The sequence below is a fragment of the Massilia timonae genome (genome assembly GCF_001866515.1).
Classification (GTDB): Bacteria; Pseudomonadota; Gammaproteobacteria; order Burkholderiales; family Burkholderiaceae_D; genus Telluria; species Telluria timonae.
In genome coordinates, this window is the sequence record NZ_JRYB01000001.1 from 612,841 (window position 1) to 631,790 (window position 18,950).

Sequence of the window (18,950 nt, forward strand, 5' to 3'; positions counted from 1 at the left end):
CTTGTGAACTTCGAGCACGATCCATGACCATCCGGTTTTCCATGCTTCCCGGGCTGGCTGCAGGCCTGTTGTGCCTGGCTTCGCTGATGCATGCGGGCGTCGTCGCCGCCTGCGAGCGGCGCTATCCCGAAGCCAACGGCGACGACCGCACCCGCCACGTCGCCCTGTCGGCGCGCTGGCCGGACGCCCAGATCCTGCAGAACCTGCGGCTGCAGATCGACCGCGCCGAGGTCAGGCAGAGCGAGAGCAAGGACGCGCTCAAGACCGAGTATGGCTACTTTGGGCGTTCGGTGACGATCACGCGCTCGGTGAAGAACGGCGTCGAGGTGCTGTTGCTGGAAAAAGGCAGGGACAAGCTGGTCTGGAAGCTGGGCAGCTGCTAGCCTGGAGCGATGTCCTCATCGTGCTTGACGATCGGATCCTCGGTCCCGGTCCATTCGCTCATCAGGGAATAACCGACCGCCAGCAGCACCGGCCCGATGAACATGCCGACGAAGCCGAAGGCGATCACGCCGCCCAGCACCCCGAGCAGGGTCAGGAGGAACGGCAGGCTGCTGCCGCGGCTGATCAGCATCGGCCGCACGACGTTGTCGACGCCGCTGATCAAGACCGTGCCCCAGATCGCCATGAAGATCGCCCAGCCCGTCTCGCCATGGGCGAACAGCCACAGGGTCGCTCCACCCCACACCAGCGGCGGGCCGAGCGGAATCAGCGACGTCAGGAACACCAGCACCGACAGCAGCGGCACCGCCGGCACCCCGGTGATCGCGAAGCCGACCGCCGCCACCAGCGCCTGGGCCAGCGCCGTGCCGAGCAGGCCGTACATCACGCCGCGCACGGTCTGGCTGACCGTGTGCTGGATCGATTCGGCGCCCTCGCCCATCACCTTGCGCATCGTCACCGCGATCACCGCCAGGAGCGCATTGCCGTCGCGGTACAGGAAGAAGCTGACGAAGGCCGCCAGGCTCATCTGCACTACGCCGGTCCCGAGCATGATGCCGCCCTTGACCAGCCAGATACGGGCCGGCTCGATCATGCGCTGGGCCAGCGCCAGCATCTGCTCGCGGCTGGCGATCAGGTCATGCAGGTAGGTGTCGATCGTTTCGCCGAGCAGGGGAATGTCGCGGATCCAGGCCGGCGGCGCCAGTTCGCGGTGCTCGACCAGGACGCGCAATTCGTTGAAGCCACGCGCGACGTCGTCGCCCAGGTTGTAGGCCACCATCGACAGCGGGATGATGAACAACAGGGTCAGGGTGAGCGTCATCGTCAGCGCCGCGATCGTGCGCTGGCCGCGCAGTTCGCGCAGCAGGCGCAGGTACAGGGGCCAGGTGGAGATGGCGACCGCGGCGGCGAACAGGATGGCCGGCAGGAAGGGACGCAAGACATAGAGACAGCCCAGCGTCAGCAGGACGACGATGGCGATGCGGGTGTAGTTTCTTCCGGGTCGCGCTTCCATGCCGTCCTGTGATGAATGATGTTTACATCATCATAGCAGTTGGCGCAGGTCGTGGGCGATGAGCGCCGGGCCCTGGCCGTGGCGCACGAACAGGCGCAGGCGGCCCTGCTTGTCGAACACGAAGCTGCCGGCCGTGTGGTCCACGGTGTAGCTGCCGGGATCGGCGCCCGGCACCTTGGCGTAGAACACCTTGAACTCCTTGGCAACCTTGGCGGTCGCGGCGGCGTCGCCATACAGGCCGATGAAGCGCTTGTCGAAGGCCGGGACGTAGTGCGACAGCAGTTCCTGCGTATCGCGCTCGGGGTCGACGGTGATGAACAGCACCTGCACGTCGTCGCTCGACGGGCCCAGTTCCTTCATCACGGTGGCCATCTCGGCCATCGTGGTCGGGCAGACGTCGGGGCACTGGGTGTAGCCGAAGAAGACCACCACCACCTTGCCCTTGAAGTCTTCGAGGGTGCGCGGCTTGCCGGTATGGTCGGTGAGGGCGAAACCCTTGGCGTAGTCGACGCCGGTGACGTCGGTGTTGTGGAAGGCCGGCGGCTTGTCGGCCAGCTTGTCGCAACCAGCCAGCAGTGCTACAGCCGCGAATCCAAGTACGCCCAGGATCTTTTTCATGTCAGAACTTGAAGTAATGGTCGACCAACAAGGCCGCGAACAGCAACGACAGGTAGACGATCGACCAGGTGAAGGTCTTGCGCGCCGCCATATCGCTGTAGTTGCGGTGCACCCGCCACGCGTGGCGCAGGAAGATGGCGTTGAGGGGCACCGCCGCCGCCAGGTAGATCAGGCCGCTCATGCCCACCGCGAACGGCAGCAAGGTGGTCGCGGCCAGGCCGATCGTGTACAGCCACACCTGCAGGCCGGTGAACTTCATGCCGTGGGTGATCGGCAGCATCGGCAGGCCCGAACGGGCGTAATCTTCGCGCCGGTACATGGCCAGCACCCAGAAATGCGGCGGGGTCCACATGAAGATGATCAGGACCAGCAGCCAGGCTTCCATCGGCACCTCATTGGCCACCGCGGCCCAGCCCAGCGCCGGCGGCATGGCGCCCGACAGGCCGCCGATCACGATGTTCTGCGACGTGTTCGGCTTGAGCAGCAAGGTATAGATGAAGGCATAGCCGACGAAGGTGACGAAGGTCAGCCACATGGTCAGCGGATTGACCAGGGTGTACAGGATATACATGCCCAGGCCGCCCAGCACGACCGAAAAAGTGATCGTCTGCGACTGGCTCAACTCGCCCGATGCCGTGGCGCGGCGCGCGGTGCGCGCCATGCGCGCGTCGACCTCGGCCTCGACCAGGCAGTTCACCGCGAAGGCGGCGGCGGCCAGCAGCCAGATGCCGACCGTGCCGGCGACCAGCGTTTGCCAGCCGGGGAAGCCGTCGGTGGCGAGGAACATCCCGATCACGGCGCAGAACACCGCCAGCTGCGTCACGCGCGGCTTGGTCAGGGTCCAGTATTGCGAGAACCGGCTCGGAGGCTTGTGGATGGCGGTCTGGGTCGTCATTTAGGGCGCTTGCTGGCGCGACAAGGCATTGGAAAGTTCGGGCGCCGGGGTGGCGCGGGCCGCGTCGAGTTGGAACTTCACCCGGTAGTTTAACATGGTCACCAGAATGACAAGCAGGGCGGCCCCGGCGTTATGCATGACGGCGATCGCCAGCGGGAAGTCGAAATACACGGTGGCGATGCCGGTCAACAGCTGCACCACCATCACCAGCAACAGCCGGCGCGCGGTCGTGCCTACCTCAGGCAGATGCCAGGCGCGCCAGGCCGCCAGGCCCAGCACCAGCACCACCGCCAGCGCGAACGCCCGGTGCACCCAGTGGATCGCCACCAGGGCCGAGAACGGCAGGTAATGGCCTTCCTTGGTCATGCCCAGCTCGCGCCACAGGTGGAAACCATGCTCGAAGTCGAGTTCCGGCACCAGCGCGCCCTGGCACAGCGGGAAGGTGTCGCAAGCCATGGTGGCGTAGTTGGTGCTCACCCACCCGCCGAGCGCGATCTGCGTGACCAGCACGACCGCCGCCATCAGCGACAGGCGCCGCAGGCCGCGCAGGCGGCGCACGAGATCGAGCCCCCGCGCCAGCGGTGGCGGTTTGAGCAGATAGTCTTCGCGGCAGCCCATCCACACCAGCATGGCCAGCAGCATCATGCCCAGCAACAGGTGGATGGTGACGATCACCGGTTGCAGCTTGAGGGTGACGGTCCAGGCGCCGAAGGCGCCCTGCACCAGCACCGACGCCAGCAACGCCAGCGGCATGGCCGGCTTGAAGACTTCGTTGTGGGTGCGGCGCCACTGCTTGACCGAGGTGAACAGCAGCGCCAGGATCAGCGCGCCGATGCCCATCGCCAGGTAGCGGTGGATCATCTCGATCCACGCCTTGGCGACGGTCACCGGGCCGGTCGGCATCGCCGCCTCGGCGGCGGCGATGTGTTCATGGGCCAGGAAGGGATTGGCTTCGCCATAGCAGCCCGGCCAGTCCGGGCAACCGAGGCCCGAATCGGTCAGGCGGGTAAAGCCGCCGAACACGATCAGGTCGAAGGTAAGAAACACCATCACCCAGACCAGCTTGCGGTATTTATTGGCGTCGGCCGACATCCAGACGATCGCCAGCGGCAGGCTGGCGACGAGCGCGCCCATCAGGAGCAGGTGAAGCAGTGAAGACAGATCCATGTGTTTCTTTTAACTATGACTGTGAAGCGCAAGCTGGAAGGCTCAACCGATGGACGAGGCCTTGAGCAGCTTGACGATGTCCTTGTAGACGCGGCCCGGCTCCGGCTGGTAGGGGAAGCGCATCATGAGGTTGCCGAGCGGGTCGATCAGGTAGATGTGGTCGCCCATCTTCTGGCCCGGTGCGACCGGCAGCCATTGCGCCACCGTCGCGGCAGGCGCGCGCAGCAGTTCCATGCCGTCGTACTCGCGCATCAGGACGGTATCGAGCGGCTCGTTGTCGGTGATCAGCCAGACGCGCTCCATGCGGTCCATGTTCTTGCCCTGCATGGTGCGCCACTGGCGCATCGCGTACAGCTGGCGCTGGCACTCGTCGTCGCAGGCGCCGCCGCCGACGCGCAGCATGACCCACTTGCCCTTCAGGTCGGCAAGGGTGCGCGGCTTGCCGTCGAGCGTGGTGGTGGCCATCTCGGGAATCGGCAAGGAGCGCGCGTCGAGGATGGTGCCATAGTTGGTGCGGCCATCCGGCTTGACGATATAGAACGTGATGTAGGACACGATGATCGGCAGCGCGCAGATCAGCAGCACGAACAGCAGTTTCATGCGCCCACGGCGGCGCGCAGCCTCAGGGGCCTTGGGGTCAGCGATTTGTTCTTGAGCCACGTCGAAATCCCGTCATTACATAAAAAATCAGGGCCAGCGCCGCCAGTGCATACCACTGGAAGGCGTAGCCGCGGTGTTTGTCGATGCCTGCGGAAGGCACGGGCCAGTCGCGGCCGAGCGCATCGCGCCGGCCGGCGGCCTGGGTCTGCTGCACCAGGAAGGGCTGCAGCTTCAGACCACTGGCCGCGGCGAGCGCCTCGGGCGTCAGGTTCTGGACCAGGGCGCCGGGCGCCAGCGGCGGCTCCTCGCCCAATTCCATCACCTTGCCGGCGCTCGCGACGATCCTGCCCTTGAGCAGGAGCGGGCCGGCGGGCGTGGCGAACGCGGGCAGCTTGCCGTATTCGGCCCCGGCGGGTCGCGGCAGCCAGCCACGCAGCACCAGCACGTGCGTGTCCGAACCCGCTATTTTAAACGGCATTGCGAGATAGAACCCGGACTGCGCTCCGGACCGGGTCGTCATCGGGCGATTGGCGAGGAAGACCGGCCAGCCGGCGACGAATTCGCCCTGCAGGCGCACGGTCCGGAATTCGTCGTCCGGACCGATCCTGGTGGAAGGCGTGAGTTCGAGCGGCGGCTCGGCGGCGCGCGCCAGCTGGCGCGCCTGCAGCCCGGTCTTATAGGCGGCCCGGCCCTGTTGCCAGTTGCCGAGCAGGATGCCGATGATGGCCACGAGCAGGGCCGCGGCGAAGGCGACGGGGCGAAAACGGAAGCCGAACCGCATTACAATGAAGCCTCAACCTTTCGCGGGTCCACCATGAAAATCTTCGTCGCCATCGCCTTCGTCCTGATCCTGGCCAGCCTTGGCTCGGCCCTGTTCTTCCTGATGCGCGACAAGGGACGCAGCAGCCGCACCGTCAATGCGCTGGCGCTGCGGGTCGGCCTGTCGATCGTGTTGTTCCTGTGCCTGCTGGCGGCGCACCAGCTGGGGTGGATCGCGCCGACCGGCTTGCGGTAAGGTGGGCGGGTTCCCCGCCCACGCGTTCAACCTACGCTTGCGTCACAACCAATATACAACAACGTACAGCCCCAGCCACACCACGTCGACGAAGTGCCAGTACCACGCGGCGCCTTCGAAACCGAAGTGGTTATCCGCCGTAAAGTGCCCTTTCATGACGCGGTACAGGATCACCGCCAGCATGATCGCTCCCATCGTCACGTGGAAGCCGTGGAAGCCGGTCAGCATGAAGAAGGTCGAGCCGTAGATGCCCGAGGTCAGCTTCAGGTTCAGGTCCCGGTAGGCGTGCATGTATTCGTAGACCTGGAAGCCCATGAAGACCGCTCCCAGCAGGATGGTGGCGGCCAGCCAGAACGCGGTCTTGCCGCGATGCCCGGCGCGCAGCGCATGGTGGGCGATGGTCAGCGTCACGCCCGAGGTCAGCAGCAGCGCGGTGTTGATGGTCGGGATCGGGAATGGTCCCATGGTGCGGAAGCCGTCGACGATGTGCGCCGGGCCGGTGTTGCCCCACTGCGCAGAGAAGTCGGGCCACAGGATCTGGTGGTCGAGGTCGGCCAGCCAGGGCATGCTGATCGCGCGCGCATAGAACAGCGCGCCGAAGAAGGCGCCGAAGAACATCACCTCCGAAAAAATGAACCAGCTCATCGACCAGCGGTAGGACAGGTCGATGCGCTTGCCGTACAGGCCCGATTCGGATTCGCGGATCGCGTCGCCGAACCAGAAGTACAGCACCACCAGCATGGCGACGATGCCGGCCAGGCACACGGGCGGCGCCCATGACATGCTGTTGACCCAGCCGGACGCGCCGGCCATCGTCACCAGCATCGACAGGCCGGCCAGCAGCGGCCAGCGCGACGGGCCGGGGACATAATAGTAAGGCGCGGCGCCTGGGGAACTCACTGGTGACGAACTCATGTTTATCTCCTCTGTGATGCTATTGTTGTTGCGTCTATGTCGCCGACACTGCGAACCGCACCGCCAGCATGATCAGTCCGATGAAGATCGCGACCCCGATCAAGCCGGCGACGATCACGTGGATCGGGTTCAGGTTGGCGGCATCGCTCTCGTAATCCTTGCGCTTGCGTACGCCGAAGAAGGACCAGAACACGGCCTTCATGGTGGCGAGAAAATTCGCCTTGCGCTGGTGTGGCTTATCCATTCTTCGCCGATGCCGCCGGCGCCGCCGCCGCCTTGAACGCGCCGCCGATCTCGAAGAAGGTGTACGACAGCGTGATGTTCTTCACTTCGCGCGGCAGCTTGGGATCGATGAAGAACACCACCGGCATCTGGCGCGCCTCGTTCGCGGCGAGCGTCTGCTCCTGGAAGCAGAAGCAATCGACCTTCATGAAGTGCGGCGTGGCCGACTGCGGCGCATAGCTCGGGATCGCCTGGGCCTTGACCGCCCTGCCCTGGGTGTTGACCACCTCGTACATGACGGTGGCCAGCTCGCCCGGGTGCACGTCGATGCTGCGCGTGGTCGGGCGGAAGCGCCACGGCCCCTGCGAATTGCCGTCCAGTTCGATCGTGATGGTGCGCGACGTATCGACCTGGGTATTGGTCGGCGCCGCCACGAACTCGCCCTTCTGGGTCAGCACGTTAATGCCGAGCACCTCGCAGATCTGGCGATACACCGGCACCAGCGCATAGCCGAAGCCGAACATCGCGATCGCCACCACCACCAGCTTGCCGAGCGTGGTGCGGTTCAGGCGCAGGAGCTTGCTGTTCATGCGCGCCTCCCGGATCAGCTCAGTAGCGTGAACTTGACGAACACGCTGGCGAAGAAGAACAGCGCCAGGCCGCCCACCCACAGGGCGGTGCGCAGATTGTTCGGTTTACGCGGGCTCATCATTTCACCAGCGGCGGGTGTTCGAAGGTGTGGAACGGCGCCGGGCTCGGCACGGTCCACTCCAGGCCTTCCGCGCCTTCCCACGGCTTGGCCGGCGCCTTGGCGCCGCCGCGGATGGTCGGCAGCACCACCGCGAACAGGAAGTACACCTGGCTGAAACCGAAGCCGAAGGCGCCGATCGACACGATCATGTTGAAGTCGGTGAACTGCACCGCGTAGTCGGCGTAGCGGCGCGGCATGCCGGCCAGCCCCAGGAAGTGCATCGGGAAGAAAGTGATGTTGAAGGTGATGAGCGAGAGCCAGAAGTGGATCTTGCCGCGGCCTTCGGGATACATATGGCCGGTCCATTTCGGCGCCCAGTAATAGAAGCCGGCGAACAGTGCGAACAGCGAGCCGGCCACCAGCACGTAGTGGAAGTGGGCCACCACGTAATAGGTGTCGTGCACCTGGATGTCGATCGGGGTCACGGCCAGGATCAGGCCGGTGAAGCCGCCCATGGTGAACACGAAGATGAAGCCGACCGCGAACAGCATCGGGGTCTCGAAGGTCATCGAGCCCTTCCACATGGTGGCGACCCAGTTGAACACCTTCACGCCGGTCGGCACCGCGATCAGCATGGTGGCGTACATGAAGAACAGTTGCGAGGTCACCGGCATGCCGGTGGTGAACATGTGGTGGGCCCAGACCACGAACGACAGGATGGCGATCGAGGCGGTGGCGTACACCATCGAGGCATAGCCGAACAGGGGCTTCCTGGCGAAGGCCGGGATGATCTGCGAGACGATGCCGAAGGCCGGCAGGATCATGATGTAGACCTCGGGGTGGCCGAAGAACCAGAAGATGTGCTGGTACATCACCGGGTCGCCGCCGCCGGCGGCGTTGAAGAACGAGGTGCCGAAGTGGCGGTCGGTGAGGGTCATGGTGATGGCCCCGGCCAGCACCGGCATCACGGCGATGAGCAGGTAGGCGGTGATCAGCCAGGTCCAGCAGAACATCGGCATCTTCATGAGGGTCATGCCCGGCGCGCGCATGTTCAGGATGGTGACGATGATGTTAATCGAGCCCATGATCGACGAGGCGCCCATGATGTGCATGGCAAAGATCGCCATGTCCATGCCGATGCCCATCTGGGTCGACAGCGGCGCATATAAAGTCCAACCCGCCGCAGTCGCCCCGCCCGGCACCAGGAAGGAACCGGCCAGCAGCAGCGCGGCCGGCGGCAGCAGCCAGAACGAGAAGTTGTTCATGCGCGCGAACGCCATGTCCGAGGCGCCCACCTGCAGCGGCAGCATCCAGTTGGCGAAGCCGACGAAGGCCGGCATGATCGCGCCGAACACCATCACCAGGCCGTGCATGGTGGTGAGCTGGTTAAAGAATTCGGGACGCACGAATTGCAGGCCGGGCTGGAACAGCTCGGCGCGGATCATCAGCGCCAGCACGCCGCCCGAGAGCAGCATGACGAACGAGAACCAGAGATAGAGGGTGCCGATGTCCTTGTGGTTGGTGGCGAACAGCCAGCGGCGCCAGCCGTGTGGATGCTCGTGGTGTTCGTCGTGGGCGTGGTCGTGGCCGTGTGAGTGATCGTGGCCGTGGTCGATCGTCGTGGTGCTCATGTCGTTACCCCTGCATTATTTGCGTGCGGCCAGGACTTCGGCCGGTTGAACGATATTTTCCGCAGCCTTGTTCGACCAGGTATTGCGGGTATAGGTGATCACGGCGGCGATCTCGGTATCGGACAACTGTTTCCAGGCCGGCATCTCGGTCGGGAACTTGCCGCTCTTCTGGCCATTGAGCAGGATGTCGATCTGGTGCTTCTTGTCGCCGAGCACGTTCGGCGAACCGTCCAGCGCCGCGAAGGCGGCGGGCACGCCCTTGCCGTTGGCCTGGTGGCAGGCCACGCAGTTGGCGGCATACACCTGCTCGCCGCGGGTTTTCAACTCGTCGATGGTCCAGGTCTTGGTCGGATCGTCGGCCAGCGCCGCCATTTCCTTCTTCTTGCCCTCGACCCAGGCGGTGTACTCGGCGTCGGTCACCACGCGCACCACGATCGGCATGAAGGCGTGGTCCTTGCCGCACAGCTCGACACAGTTGCCGCGGTAGACGCCGGTCTTCTCGGCGCGGAACCAGCCGTCGCGCACGAAACCGGGGATGGCGTCCTGCTTGATCGCGAACGCCGGAATCGTCCAGGCGTGGATCACGTCGTTGGCGGTGAACACCATGCGGATTTTCTTGTTCACCGGGACCACCATCTCGTTGTCGACTTCGAGCAGGTAGTTCTCGGTGCGCGCCTCGGTGGGCTTGACGCCCGGCTCGCCGATCTGGGAGCGCGGCGTGGCCAGGTTCGACAGGAAGGAGATGCCTTCGCCCTCGCCTTTCAGGTAATCGTAGCCCCACTTCCACTGCATGCCGGTGGCCTTGATGGTGAGGTCGGCGTTCGAGGTGTCCTTCAGGGCGACCACGGTCTTGGTCGCGGGCAGCGCCATGCCGATGACGATCAGGAACGGGACAATCGTCCAGGCGATCTCGACGGCGGTGGATTCGTGGAAGGTGGCGGGCTTGTGGCCGAGGGATTTGCGGTGCTTGAACACCGAATAGAACATGACGCCGAACACGCCGAGGAAGATCACCAGGCAGACGATCATCATCCAGTTGTGCAGGGAATAGATGTCGGCGCCGACGGCGGTGACGGGGGCCTGCATATTGAGCTGGTGCTCGAGGGGCCGGCCCGTGAGCGGCTGTTGCTGCGCCAGGGCTGGCGTGGCGCCGGCTGCTGCGAGTACGGCAAGGCCGTACAGCACGGCCTGAAGTCGCGTTGCATATGTCATGTATGTCCCCAACCACCCTAAAAATAAGAATATTTTTAAACGGGCCCAGCAATTTCGTGAACGAACCGTGCCCGCTCCTACTGATCGCAAAGGGCTTGCCGGGTCGTCCCGCGAAATTGCGCTGCGGAATGGTGGGAAACCATCTCGCCCACCTGGCAATACGTTGCTGCCAGGACCGGGCGACTCTGCGACTGCTGCAATTCTTTTTTCTACTTTTCGTCCGAATCTGCCGCTTTTTTAAGCGATTCTATTGGCCGGACGGAAAAAATAGCAATTGATTATATCTAAAGCACTAATTTTTATTCAAGGAAAATCGGCCGTCTTATCAGATATGCCATGCGAGGCGGATATCAGGGCTTGCGGGGCTGGAAGCGCACGATGGATTCACCCGAGGCGGTGGTGCGCGGCGCAGGGCGGAAGGCGTGGCCGTAGATGACTTCGAAGGTCAGGCCCAGCTTGCCGTCCGGGCGGCGTTGCGCCTCGAAGGCGTCGAGCACGCGCTGCCAGGCCGCGCGGCCGATCAGGCCGCGGCGGCGCGATTCGAGTGGATTGCCGCCCAGCGCCCGCACGTCGGCCAGCAGCGCCTGCGGCGTGTCGTAGGTGACCGTGATGCGCTCCATGTCCATCACGGGCGTCGAGAAACCGGCCGCGACCAGCTGGTCGCCGAAATCGTGCATGTCGACGAAGGGCAAGGTGTGCGGATAGGCGTCGAGCGCGGCGAAAGCGGCGCGCACTTCGGTGAAGGTGTCCGGGCCGAAGCAGGAAAACATCAGCAGCCCTTCGACCCGCAGCACGCGGCGCCACTCGGCGAACACGCGATCGGGCAGCGGGTGCCAGTGCAGCGCCAGGTTCGACCACAGCAGGTCGAGCGAGTTCGGTCCGAACGGCAGGTTGCCATAGTCGCCGCACAGCACGTCGACGCCGGCCTTGGCCGGCATCAGGCGGGTCAGCAACTGGTTCAGCGCGCCGCCCTGCGCTACCGGCCCCCTGGCCGCGCGCGCCATGGCCCCCGCCCCGTCGAGGCCCAGGATCTGGGCGGCCGGATAGGTTTTCTGCAGCAAGCCCAGGTCGGCGCCGGCGCCGCACCCCGCATCCAGCACCTGCCTGGGAACGATCTTGACGAGGCTCAGGCGCTCGTGCATGCGTTCGGCGATCTCACGGCGCAGGAAATCCGATGGCGCGATGCGCTCGGGACGCGCAAACAGCTCGCGCACGCGGGGCAGGTCGATCGGGGCGCTCAGCCTGGACGGGGATTGAGGAGAAGCCATGGGATGCAAGTCGAGATGAGATAATGTTGGCAGTTTAACCGGTTGTGGGAAGTCGAGCCGATGCTGGACCTTCGCGCACTGCCCGGCCGCCTGCTGGGCGCCATGCTGCCGTCCGCCTGCGCCCTGTGCGGAGCTTACTCGGACCATGCCGTGTGCCCGGCTTGCGAGCAGGCCTACGTCCTGCCCGTGACGCGCTGCCCGTGCTGCGCCAATCCGGCAGGCAGGGCCGACCTCGGCCGGCATTGCGGCGCCTGCCTGGCGGACAGACCGGCTTTCGACGCCACCGTGGCCGCCTGCGATTACGCGGCGCCGCTCGACAGCCTGGTGCTGCAGCTGAAGTTCGGGGCCCAGCTGGCGCTGGCGCCGTGGATGGCGCGCGTGCTGCACGGCGCCGTCGCACGTGCGGCGCCAGCGTTGCCCGACGTGCTGTGCCCGGTGCCGCTGGGCCCGGCCCGCCTGGTCGAGCGCGGCTACAACCAGGCGCTCGAGGTGGCGCGGCCGCTGGCCGGCGCGCTGCGCGTAGCCGTCGCGCCGCGGCTCTTGCAGCGGGTGCGCGAAACACCGGCGCAGTCGAATGCGGCGCCGGGAGAGCGCAAGAAGAATGCGCGCGGGGCGTTCGGGGTGGACGCCGCGTGCGACGTGCGCGGACGCCATGTGGGCGTGGTCGACGACGTCATGTCGAGTGGGCATACGCTCGACGAAGTCGCGACCGTCCTGAAACGGGCCGGCGCCGCGCGCGTCACGAACTTCGTGTTCGCGCGCACACCGCCGCATGCATGAACTATCACTGAGGAGAAGTACCTTGTTTCACGTCGTCCTGGTCGAACCAGAAATCCCGCCGAATACCGGCAATGTGATCCGCCTGTGCGCCAACGCCGGCGCCCAACTGCACCTGATCGAACCGCTCGGCTTTCCTTTGGACGACGCCAAGATGCGCCGCGCCGGGCTGGATTACCACGAATACGCCAATATGCAGGTGCACAAGGACTGGGACGCCTTCCTGGAGGCGGTCAAGCCCGACCAGGCGCGCATGTTCGCGCTGACCACGCATGGCTCGTCGCCGTTCGCCGAGGCCAGCTTCCGGCCGGGCGACGTGTTCGTGTTCGGGCCGGAGTCGCGCGGCCTGGCGCCGGCGTTTCGTGAGACCTTCCCGCCGGCCCAGCGCATCCGGCTGCCGATGCGGCCCGATAACCGCAGCCTGAATTTATCGAACACGGTGGCGATCGTGGTATACGAGGCCTGGCGCCAGAACGGTTACCAGGGCGGGGCTTAGCTCAGGACGCAGGCTTGGCACGCGTATACATCCCGACCGCCTTGCCGTATATCTCGGTGTCCGCTTCATACGTCAGGCCAAGGCGCTTGGCAACGCGCAGCGACGATGCATTGGCTGAAGCGATGAGCGCCCGCACTGTTGGTTCGCGTCGGATCTCGAGCGCGTGGCTCAAGGCTGCCGCCGCCGCTTCGTTCGCGAATCCCTGGCCCCAGAAGGCACGATAAGTATTCCAGCCGAGCTCCATCACGGTGGATTCCTCGCGGAAGAACGCGCCGACACTTCCGACGAGTCGACCCGTCTTCTTTTCCTCGACAGCCCACCATCCTGCGCCATGGATGAGCCATAGTCCCGCTTGTGAACAGAAGATGCGCCAAGCGGCGTGGCGGTCAGCCGGGCCCAGGTGGGCCGAGCTGACGGGGTCGGCGAGATGCGCTGCGAACGCGTCAAAGTCCTCGCGCCGATATTCACGCAGCATGAGTCGCTCCGTGTGAAGGTATGGAACAGATGTGATGAACTCGCTATTCATGCGCTGGATTCCATGTAATGGTGCCGGATTACTCATGCGTCGTCGGCCACAAGATTACCTCAAGCGTGCGATCAACTCCGCATGCTCGGGCCAATCCTGCTTGAGTAAACTTTCATCCCCAATCTCGAATTCTTCGAACTCAAAGCCCGGGGCTACCGTACAACCCACCAGGCTGTAGCCCTCGGGCTCCTCGCATTCCGCCGCGAACCAGCGCCCGGCCGGAACCAGCGCCTGGAACTGCGCGCCCGCATGCCGCAATGGATGTCCGAGTGTGAGAACGCTGAGCCCTCCATCCGGCTCCAGGACGTAGATCCGAAGTGGCACACCATCATAAAAATGCCACATCTCGTCCGACCGGATCCGATGCCAGGTCGACCTTTCCCTTCCGCGAAGAAGGTAGTAGATCGCCGTCGAGGCAGAACGGCTGACCGCGTCCCCTTCCCTGTTCACGCGGTGCTGACTTCGGTAGGTCTCCTTGAAATGCCCGCCTTCCGGATGCGGCATGAGCGACAGCAGAGAGATCAGATTGTCCGAACCGGTTTCAAGCGTCATGGGCGTATCGCAGGTCAAGAGGTAAGCGTTTCTCGGAAGGTTATATGCCAATGCAGGGAAAAATCAAACTCAGGCCACGCCCCCGCGAAAAGCCCCGGCACGAAACGCCAGCGCGCAAAAGCGTTCGCCGATCAAGCGATGCGCCTCCGCCTCGGGATGCAGCTCGTCGGGCAGAGGATAACGCGCATTGTCCTCCAGGCCGTAAAGCTCCCTGCCGTCGAGGTAATGGATGTTCGCATCGGCCGGCGCCCGCTGCTGGACGATCTTCTGCAGCTGCTCGCGGATCACGCCGAGGGTCAGCTTGCCCTGCCGGCGCTCGGCGTCGCTCCCCATCGCGCGGAACAGCAACGTGCCTTTTTCCAGCGCCTTGCCATCGAACATGGTGGGCCCCGGCGTCGTCTCATGGATCGGGCACCAGGTCGGCGAGACCACCAGCAGCGGCGTCGTTGGATGCCCTTCCCTGATCGTATCGAGAAAGCCGTGCACGGCAGGCCCGAAGGCGCGCAGCCGCATCGCGTCCGTGTTGACGAGGTTGATTCCCAGCTTGAGACTGATCACGTCGGCCGGCAGGTCGCGGATCGTGCGCGCCGTGAACGGGTCCAATAATGCGCTGCCGCCCAGGCCAAGATTGAGCAGGTCGACACCGGCCAGCCGCGCGGCCACGGCCGGCCAGATGCCGGTCGGGTTGGTCGCGTTGGAGCCCTGGCTGATGGAGCTGCCATGGTGCAGCCAGCGGCGCTTGCCGGACGCCGCCAGCGGCGCGACCGGCGCATCCGCATCCAGCGCTACCAGTTCGGTCGTCTCGTCATGCGGCAGCCAGATCTCGATCGCTTTGTCGCCCGGCGACAGGCCGGCAAAGCGCAGCCGCTGCGGTTCGCCCGGCAGCATCTTCGCCGCACCGGACAGCACGTCGATGTCCATGATCTTGCCGCCCGGCGCGCTGGCCTGCTGCGCCAGCTGGCCATCGACGAGCAGGTCATAGATGCCGTCCGGGCGCGGCGCCATGGCGCCATAGCGGCGCTTGGTCGGCAAGACAATCAGTTCCACGACCGTCGCCGCGGTGCGCAGCGCGACGCGCACGCCGGAAGGCTGCGCCTCCACCATTGCCAGTTGCGGATCCTGGCACTGGGCGCGTGCCCAGGCTGGCAGGCGGTGCGGCAGCAGGCCTGCGTCCGTGCGCTCGAGTTCGACGGCGCCATGGACCAGGTCGGACGTGATCGGTGAATGGAAAGGCAGCGTCATCGCGGTATTCCTTGGAGTATTTATGCAGCGCTCATTATAAGGACCCCAGCCGTTGACACCGGCGTCGCCGATGCGTAGTTTTCTTATCCTTTGCTTATCCTTTGCCTGCCCTGGAGATCGCCGCGTGCCGAGATCGCCGATGCCCTCCCGCCGCCGCCTGGCGCTCGCCCTCGCCTCGCTCGGCCTGCCCGCGCTTGCCCGCCAGCCGGTCGTCAACGACGCGACGCAGCTGAACCCGGTGCATGTCGAGCGCATCCTCGTTCCGCGCACGGTGGACGAGATCGTGGCCGCGCTGCGCGCGTACGCCGGTCCGGTCTCGATCGGCGGCGCCCGCTACAGCATGGGCGGCCAGATCGCCGCCGACCGTTCGCTGCATCTGGACATGCGCGGCTTCGACCAGGTCGTCCGCTTCGTGCCCGCCGAGCGCAGCATCACGGTCCAGCCGGGCATCACCTGGCGCCGCATCCAGGCCTTCATCGACCCGCACGACCTGGCGCTGCAGGTGATGCAGTCGTATGCCGATTTCACCGTGGGCGGCTCGCTCGGCGTCAATGCCCATGGACGCTACGTCGGGCAAGGCCCGCTGGTGTCGAGCGTGGAAGCGATCCGGCTGGTGCTGGCCGACGGCACGGTCATTGCCGCCAGCCCGACCCGCAACAGCGACCTCTTTTACGGCGCGATCGGCGGCTACGGCGGCATCGGCGTGATCGTCGAAGCGACGCTGCGCCTAGCCGACAATGCACCTCTCGAGCGACGCTCGCGCGTGATGCCGCTCTCGGACTACCGGCAATTCTTCACGGCCCGTATCGGCGCCAATCCGGATGCCGTGATGCACAACGCCACCCTGTACCCCGGCGATTACACGCTGGTGCGCGCGGTGACCTTCGAGCGCACCCGCCGCACGGTGACGCTGCCGAACCGCCTCACCGCCACCGGCGGCGACTACCGCATCGAGCGCCGGCTGCAGGAAGTGATCTCGGCTTCGCCCTGGGGCAAGGAGCTGCGCCGGCGCATCCTCGAGCCGCTGCTCTATTCCACGGATTCGGTCGAGTGGCGCAACCACCAGGCCGGCCTCGACATCCATTCGCTCGCGCCGCTGGCCGGCGCCGGGACCGCGTATGCGCTGCAAGAGTATTTCGTGCCGGTCGCGGCGCTGGAACGCTTCGCCGAGCGGCTGCGCGCCATCCTGCGCCAGCACCAGGTGAACGTCATCAACGTGTCGATCCGCCATGCGCGCAAGGACCCCGGCACCCTGCTGGCCTGGGCCCGCAGCGACGTGTTCGCCTTCGTGCTGTACTACCGCCAGCAGACCGCGCCACGCGACCGCGACGCGGTGCGTGCCTGGACCCGCGAACTGGTCGACGCCGCGATCACATTGGACGGCTCGTACTACCTGCCCTACCAGATCCACGCGACCGTGGCGCAATTCCACGCCGCCTATCCGGATGCCGAACGCTTCTTCGCGCTCAAGCGCAGGGCCGACCCGGCATATAGGTTCCGCAACAAGCTGTGGGACGCGTACCATACGGGCTGAATCCAACCTTGAAACGAAAGCCAACACCATGCTGATACGTGTCTTCACGACAGACGACCAATCCGAACCTTCCCTGGCCATGGAAACGCAGGTCGACGCCGCCGCGCTGATGGCGATGGCGCAACCGCGCGCAGCCGAGGCGCGCGAACGTGGAGCCGAATGGACCGCGGGCGCCATCCCCTTCTTCGTCCAGGAACTGGTCGATGCGCTGCAAGCGGGCAAACCCGGCCAGGAGATCGAGATGCAGGCGACGAACGCCGCGATGGCCGCATGGCTCTACGACTCGGTCCACGATGGCGTGAGCGCGGACGTCTTCGCCGGATGCGACCTGGTGTTCACGCAGTCGGCGGGCGGCGTGGTGCAATACGACCGCCTGCCTGCCGCGGCAGGCTGAAGAAACGGTCAGCCGCGGATGCGCGCCACCAGCTTGGTGGTCGAGCGGTCATGCTCGAAATCGATCGCCACCGCCCGGCCGCCATAGGCCAGCACGGCCTTGCCTTCGGGGATCTGGTCCATCACGTAATCGCCGCCCTTGGCGTAGATGTCTGGCCGGCCTTCCTGCACCACCTCCAGCGCCGTGTCCTCGTCGAACTCGACCACCAGGCTCACCGATTCCAGCGCCGCCAGCACCGCCATGCGGTCGGCCAGCGTGTTGTGCGGGCGATCGTCGCCCTTGCCCAGGCGCTTGACCGAGGCGTCGGTGTTCGCCGCCACCACCAGCGAAGCTCCCAGCTCGCGCGCCTGCGCCAGATAGGTCACATGGCCGCGGTGCAGGATGTCGAACACGCCGTTGGTCAGCACGACCGGTTTCGGCAGTGCGGCGATACGCGCAGCCAGCTCGGCGCGCGTGCAGATCTTGTTTTCGAATGAAGGCATGAATGATTAAAGCAAAAGTCAATGTTTCGGAGGTTCGTCGTCGGGTTCTTCCTCGATCGCCATCGACAGCTCGGCCGGCCGCGCGGCAGCGGCGCCTGGCTCGCGCCGTTCGCCCGACAGCTTGATCTGCAGGCGCAGGCCGTTGGCCGAGTCGGCATTGCGGATCGCCTCGTCGTAGCTGATCAAGCCCTTGTTGTACAGCTCGAACAAGGCCTGGTCGAAGGTGCACATGCCCAGTTCGCGCGACTTGTGCATGATCTCCTTGATGTTCTGGAAGTTCCCCTTGAGGATCATCTCGCCGATGGTCGGCGTGTTCAGCAGGATCTCGATGGCCGCCTTGCGGCCCTTGCCGTCTTCAGTACGCACCAGGCGCTGCGAGACGATGGCGCGCAGGTTCGACGACAAATCCATCAACAGCTGATTGCGCCGCTCTTCCGGGAAGAAGTTGATGATCCGGTCCATCGTCTGGTTGGCGTTATTCGCGTGCAGGGTGCCCAGGCACAGGTGGCCGGTTTCGGCGAAGGCGATCGCGTGTTCCATCGTCTCGGTGTCGCGGATCTCGCCGATCAGGATCACGTCCGGCGCCTGACGCAGCGTGTTCTTCAGCGCGTGATGCCACGACAGGGTGTCCACCCCCACTTCGCGGTGCGTCACCAGGCAATTCTTGTTCTTGTGGACGTACTCCACCGGGTCTTCCACCGTGATGATGTGGCCGGCCGAGTTGCTGTTGCGGTAGTCGATCATCGCCGCCAGCGTGGTCGACTTGCCGGAACCGGTGCCGCCCACCACCAGCACCAGGCCGCGCTTGGTCATCACTACGTCCTTGAGCACCTCGGGCAGGTCGAGCTTTTCGAAGTTGGGAATCTCGGACGCGATCGTGCGTACCACCATGCCCACGCTCTGCTGCTGCACATAGACGTTGACGCGGAAGCGGCACACGCCCGGCAGCGAGATCGCAAAATTGCACTCCATCTCGGCCTCGAACTCGGCGCGCTGGCGCTCGTTCATGATCGACAGCGCCAGGGCGCGCGTGACTTCGCCCGTCAGGCGCTGCTGGCTGAGCGCCTTCATCGCCCCCTGGTGTTTAATACTTGGAGGAAAGTCAGCCGAGATGAAGAGGTCGGAGCCGCCCTGGTGATGCATCACCGTCAGGAGCTTGTGGATATAGGCCTGGGCTTCCGCCGGGCCGAACGTCGAAGACATGCGGGCCTTTCAAAAATTGCGGCCGTGTAGCCTGCCGGGCAATTATATCGACTA

23 protein-coding genes are annotated in these 18,950 nt (G+C 65.2%); 6 read left to right on the forward strand and 17 right to left on the reverse strand.

Going from position 1 to position 18,950, the window contains the following annotated elements; genetic code table 11:
- The first annotated feature begins 23 nt into the window (after nt 1-23).
- A complete protein-coding gene (locus tag LO55_RS02670; protein ID WP_143054439.1) occupies nt 24-383 on the forward strand; it encodes a hypothetical protein in 360 nt (119 codons plus the stop codon).
- Here the strand turns inward: LO55_RS02670 and LO55_RS02675 are convergent.
- From LO55_RS02675 to LO55_RS02700, 6 genes are read right to left on the reverse strand one after another with little or no spacing between them, the layout of a single operon-like run.
- Nucleotides 380-1,456, reverse strand: coding sequence for an AI-2E family transporter (locus LO55_RS02675; protein WP_071360343.1), 1,077 nt, complete (start codon nt 1,454-1,456; stop codon nt 380-382). The genes LO55_RS02670 and LO55_RS02675 overlap by 4 nt on opposite strands.
- Before the next feature lie 30 nt (nt 1,457-1,486).
- The gene (locus tag LO55_RS02680; RefSeq protein WP_071360344.1) at nt 1,487-2,074 is read right to left on the reverse strand and encodes an SCO family protein; all 588 of its coding nucleotides are present in this window, start codon (nt 2,072-2,074) and stop codon (nt 1,487-1,489) included.
- 1 nt (nt 2,075) lies between these two features.
- On the reverse strand, nt 2,076-2,969 hold the full coding sequence (gene cyoE, locus LO55_RS02685; RefSeq protein ID WP_071360345.1) for a heme o synthase: 894 nt from the start codon (nt 2,967-2,969) through the stop codon (nt 2,076-2,078).
- On the reverse strand, nt 2,970-4,136 hold the full coding sequence (locus tag LO55_RS02690) for a COX15/CtaA family protein (RefSeq protein ID WP_071360346.1): 1,167 nt from the start codon (nt 4,134-4,136) through the stop codon (nt 2,970-2,972). It lies immediately after the preceding gene.
- Between the two features lie 42 nt (nt 4,137-4,178).
- On the reverse strand, nt 4,179-4,796 hold the full coding sequence (locus tag LO55_RS02695; RefSeq protein ID WP_071360347.1) for a redox-active disulfide-containing membrane protein: 618 nt from the start codon (nt 4,794-4,796) through the stop codon (nt 4,179-4,181).
- Nucleotides 4,774-5,517 (reverse strand): SURF1 family protein, encoded by a 744-nt coding sequence (locus LO55_RS02700; RefSeq protein WP_071360348.1) that lies wholly within the window; start codon nt 5,515-5,517, stop codon nt 4,774-4,776. Before LO55_RS02700 ends, LO55_RS02695 begins: the two co-directional genes overlap by 23 nt.
- Nucleotides 5,518-5,550: 33 nt before the next feature.
- On the opposite strand from LO55_RS02700, the gene LO55_RS02705 reads away from it, so the two are divergent.
- Nucleotides 5,551-5,751 carry a twin transmembrane helix small protein gene (locus LO55_RS02705; RefSeq protein ID WP_071360349.1) on the forward strand — a complete coding sequence of 67 codons (201 nt, stop codon included), beginning with the start codon at nt 5,551-5,553 and terminating at the stop codon, nt 5,749-5,751.
- 42 nt (nt 5,752-5,793) lie between these two features.
- On the opposite strand, the gene LO55_RS02710 is transcribed toward LO55_RS02705, so the two are convergent.
- From LO55_RS02710 to LO55_RS02735, 6 genes are all read right to left on the reverse strand, one after another.
- Nucleotides 5,794-6,666 carry a cytochrome c oxidase subunit 3 gene (locus LO55_RS02710; RefSeq protein ID WP_005668122.1) on the reverse strand — a complete coding sequence of 291 codons (873 nt, stop codon included), beginning with the start codon at nt 6,664-6,666 and terminating at the stop codon, nt 5,794-5,796.
- Nucleotides 6,667-6,700: 34 nt separating this feature from the next.
- Entirely contained in the window at nt 6,701-6,910 is a 210-nt protein-coding gene (locus LO55_RS02715) for a DUF2970 domain-containing protein (protein WP_071360350.1), read from the reverse strand.
- Entirely contained in the window at nt 6,903-7,478 is a 576-nt protein-coding gene (locus LO55_RS02720) for a cytochrome c oxidase assembly protein (protein WP_071360351.1), read from the reverse strand. The genes LO55_RS02715 and LO55_RS02720 overlap by 8 nt, the downstream gene beginning before the upstream one ends.
- Nucleotides 7,479-7,596: 118 nt before the next feature.
- Nucleotides 7,597-9,210: a cytochrome c oxidase subunit I gene (ctaD, locus tag LO55_RS02725; protein WP_005668117.1), complete on the reverse strand. Its 1,614-nt coding sequence runs from the start codon at nt 9,208-9,210 to the stop codon at nt 7,597-7,599.
- A 15-nt stretch (nt 9,211-9,225) separates the two neighbouring features.
- Nucleotides 9,226-10,422, reverse strand: a complete 1,197-nt coding sequence (gene coxB, locus LO55_RS02730) for a cytochrome c oxidase subunit II (RefSeq protein ID WP_005668116.1) — start codon at nt 10,420-10,422, stop codon at nt 9,226-9,228.
- Between the two features lie 350 nt (nt 10,423-10,772).
- Nucleotides 10,773-11,690, reverse strand: coding sequence for a methyltransferase domain-containing protein (locus LO55_RS02735; protein ID WP_071360352.1), 918 nt, complete (start codon nt 11,688-11,690; stop codon nt 10,773-10,775).
- Nucleotides 11,691-11,750: 60 nt separating this feature from the next.
- On the opposite strand from LO55_RS02735, the gene LO55_RS02740 reads away from it, so the two are divergent.
- Entirely contained in the window at nt 11,751-12,470 is a 720-nt protein-coding gene (locus LO55_RS02740) for a ComF family protein (protein ID WP_071363667.1), read from the forward strand.
- Nucleotides 12,471-12,492: 22 nt separating this feature from the next.
- Nucleotides 12,493-12,963 carry a tRNA (uridine(34)/cytosine(34)/5-carboxymethylaminomethyluridine(34)-2'-O)-methyltransferase TrmL gene (trmL, locus tag LO55_RS02745; protein ID WP_071360353.1) on the forward strand — a complete coding sequence of 157 codons (471 nt, stop codon included), beginning with the start codon at nt 12,493-12,495 and terminating at the stop codon, nt 12,961-12,963.
- 1 nt (nt 12,964) lies between these two features.
- Here trmL and LO55_RS02750 read toward each other — a convergent pair whose 3' ends face one another.
- The 3 genes from LO55_RS02750 to LO55_RS02760 all read right to left on the reverse strand — a co-directional run bounded on the left by LO55_RS02750 (nt 12,965) and on the right by LO55_RS02760 (nt 15,283).
- A complete protein-coding gene (locus tag LO55_RS02750; RefSeq protein ID WP_177185496.1) occupies nt 12,965-13,438 on the reverse strand; it encodes a GNAT family N-acetyltransferase in 474 nt (157 codons plus the stop codon).
- 105 nt (nt 13,439-13,543) lie between these two features.
- Nucleotides 13,544-14,041, reverse strand: coding sequence for a cupin domain-containing protein (locus tag LO55_RS02755; RefSeq protein WP_071360355.1), 498 nt, complete (start codon nt 14,039-14,041; stop codon nt 13,544-13,546).
- 69 nt (nt 14,042-14,110) lie between these two features.
- Nucleotides 14,111-15,283 carry an SGNH/GDSL hydrolase family protein gene (locus LO55_RS02760; RefSeq protein ID WP_071360356.1) on the reverse strand — a complete coding sequence of 391 codons (1,173 nt, stop codon included), beginning with the start codon at nt 15,281-15,283 and terminating at the stop codon, nt 14,111-14,113.
- A gap of 139 nt (nt 15,284-15,422) precedes the next feature.
- On the opposite strand from LO55_RS02760, the gene LO55_RS02765 reads away from it, so the two are divergent.
- Together LO55_RS02765 and LO55_RS02770 are read left to right on the forward strand one after the other, a co-directional pair.
- Entirely contained in the window at nt 15,423-16,817 is a 1,395-nt protein-coding gene (locus LO55_RS02765) for an FAD-binding oxidoreductase (protein WP_071360357.1), read from the forward strand.
- 28 nt (nt 16,818-16,845) lie between these two features.
- Entirely contained in the window at nt 16,846-17,211 is a 366-nt protein-coding gene (locus tag LO55_RS02770; protein ID WP_071360358.1) for a hypothetical protein, read from the forward strand.
- Between the two features lie 8 nt (nt 17,212-17,219).
- On the opposite strand, the gene rfaE2 is transcribed toward LO55_RS02770, so the two are convergent.
- Together rfaE2 and LO55_RS02780 are read right to left on the reverse strand one after the other, a co-directional pair.
- A complete protein-coding gene (gene rfaE2 / locus LO55_RS02775) occupies nt 17,220-17,693 on the reverse strand; it encodes a D-glycero-beta-D-manno-heptose 1-phosphate adenylyltransferase (protein WP_071360359.1) in 474 nt (157 codons plus the stop codon).
- An 18-nt stretch (nt 17,694-17,711) separates the two neighbouring features.
- The gene (locus LO55_RS02780) at nt 17,712-18,896 is read right to left on the reverse strand and encodes a PilT/PilU family type 4a pilus ATPase (protein WP_071360360.1); all 1,185 of its coding nucleotides are present in this window, start codon (nt 18,894-18,896) and stop codon (nt 17,712-17,714) included.
- Nucleotides 18,897-18,950: the final 54 nt, after the last annotated feature.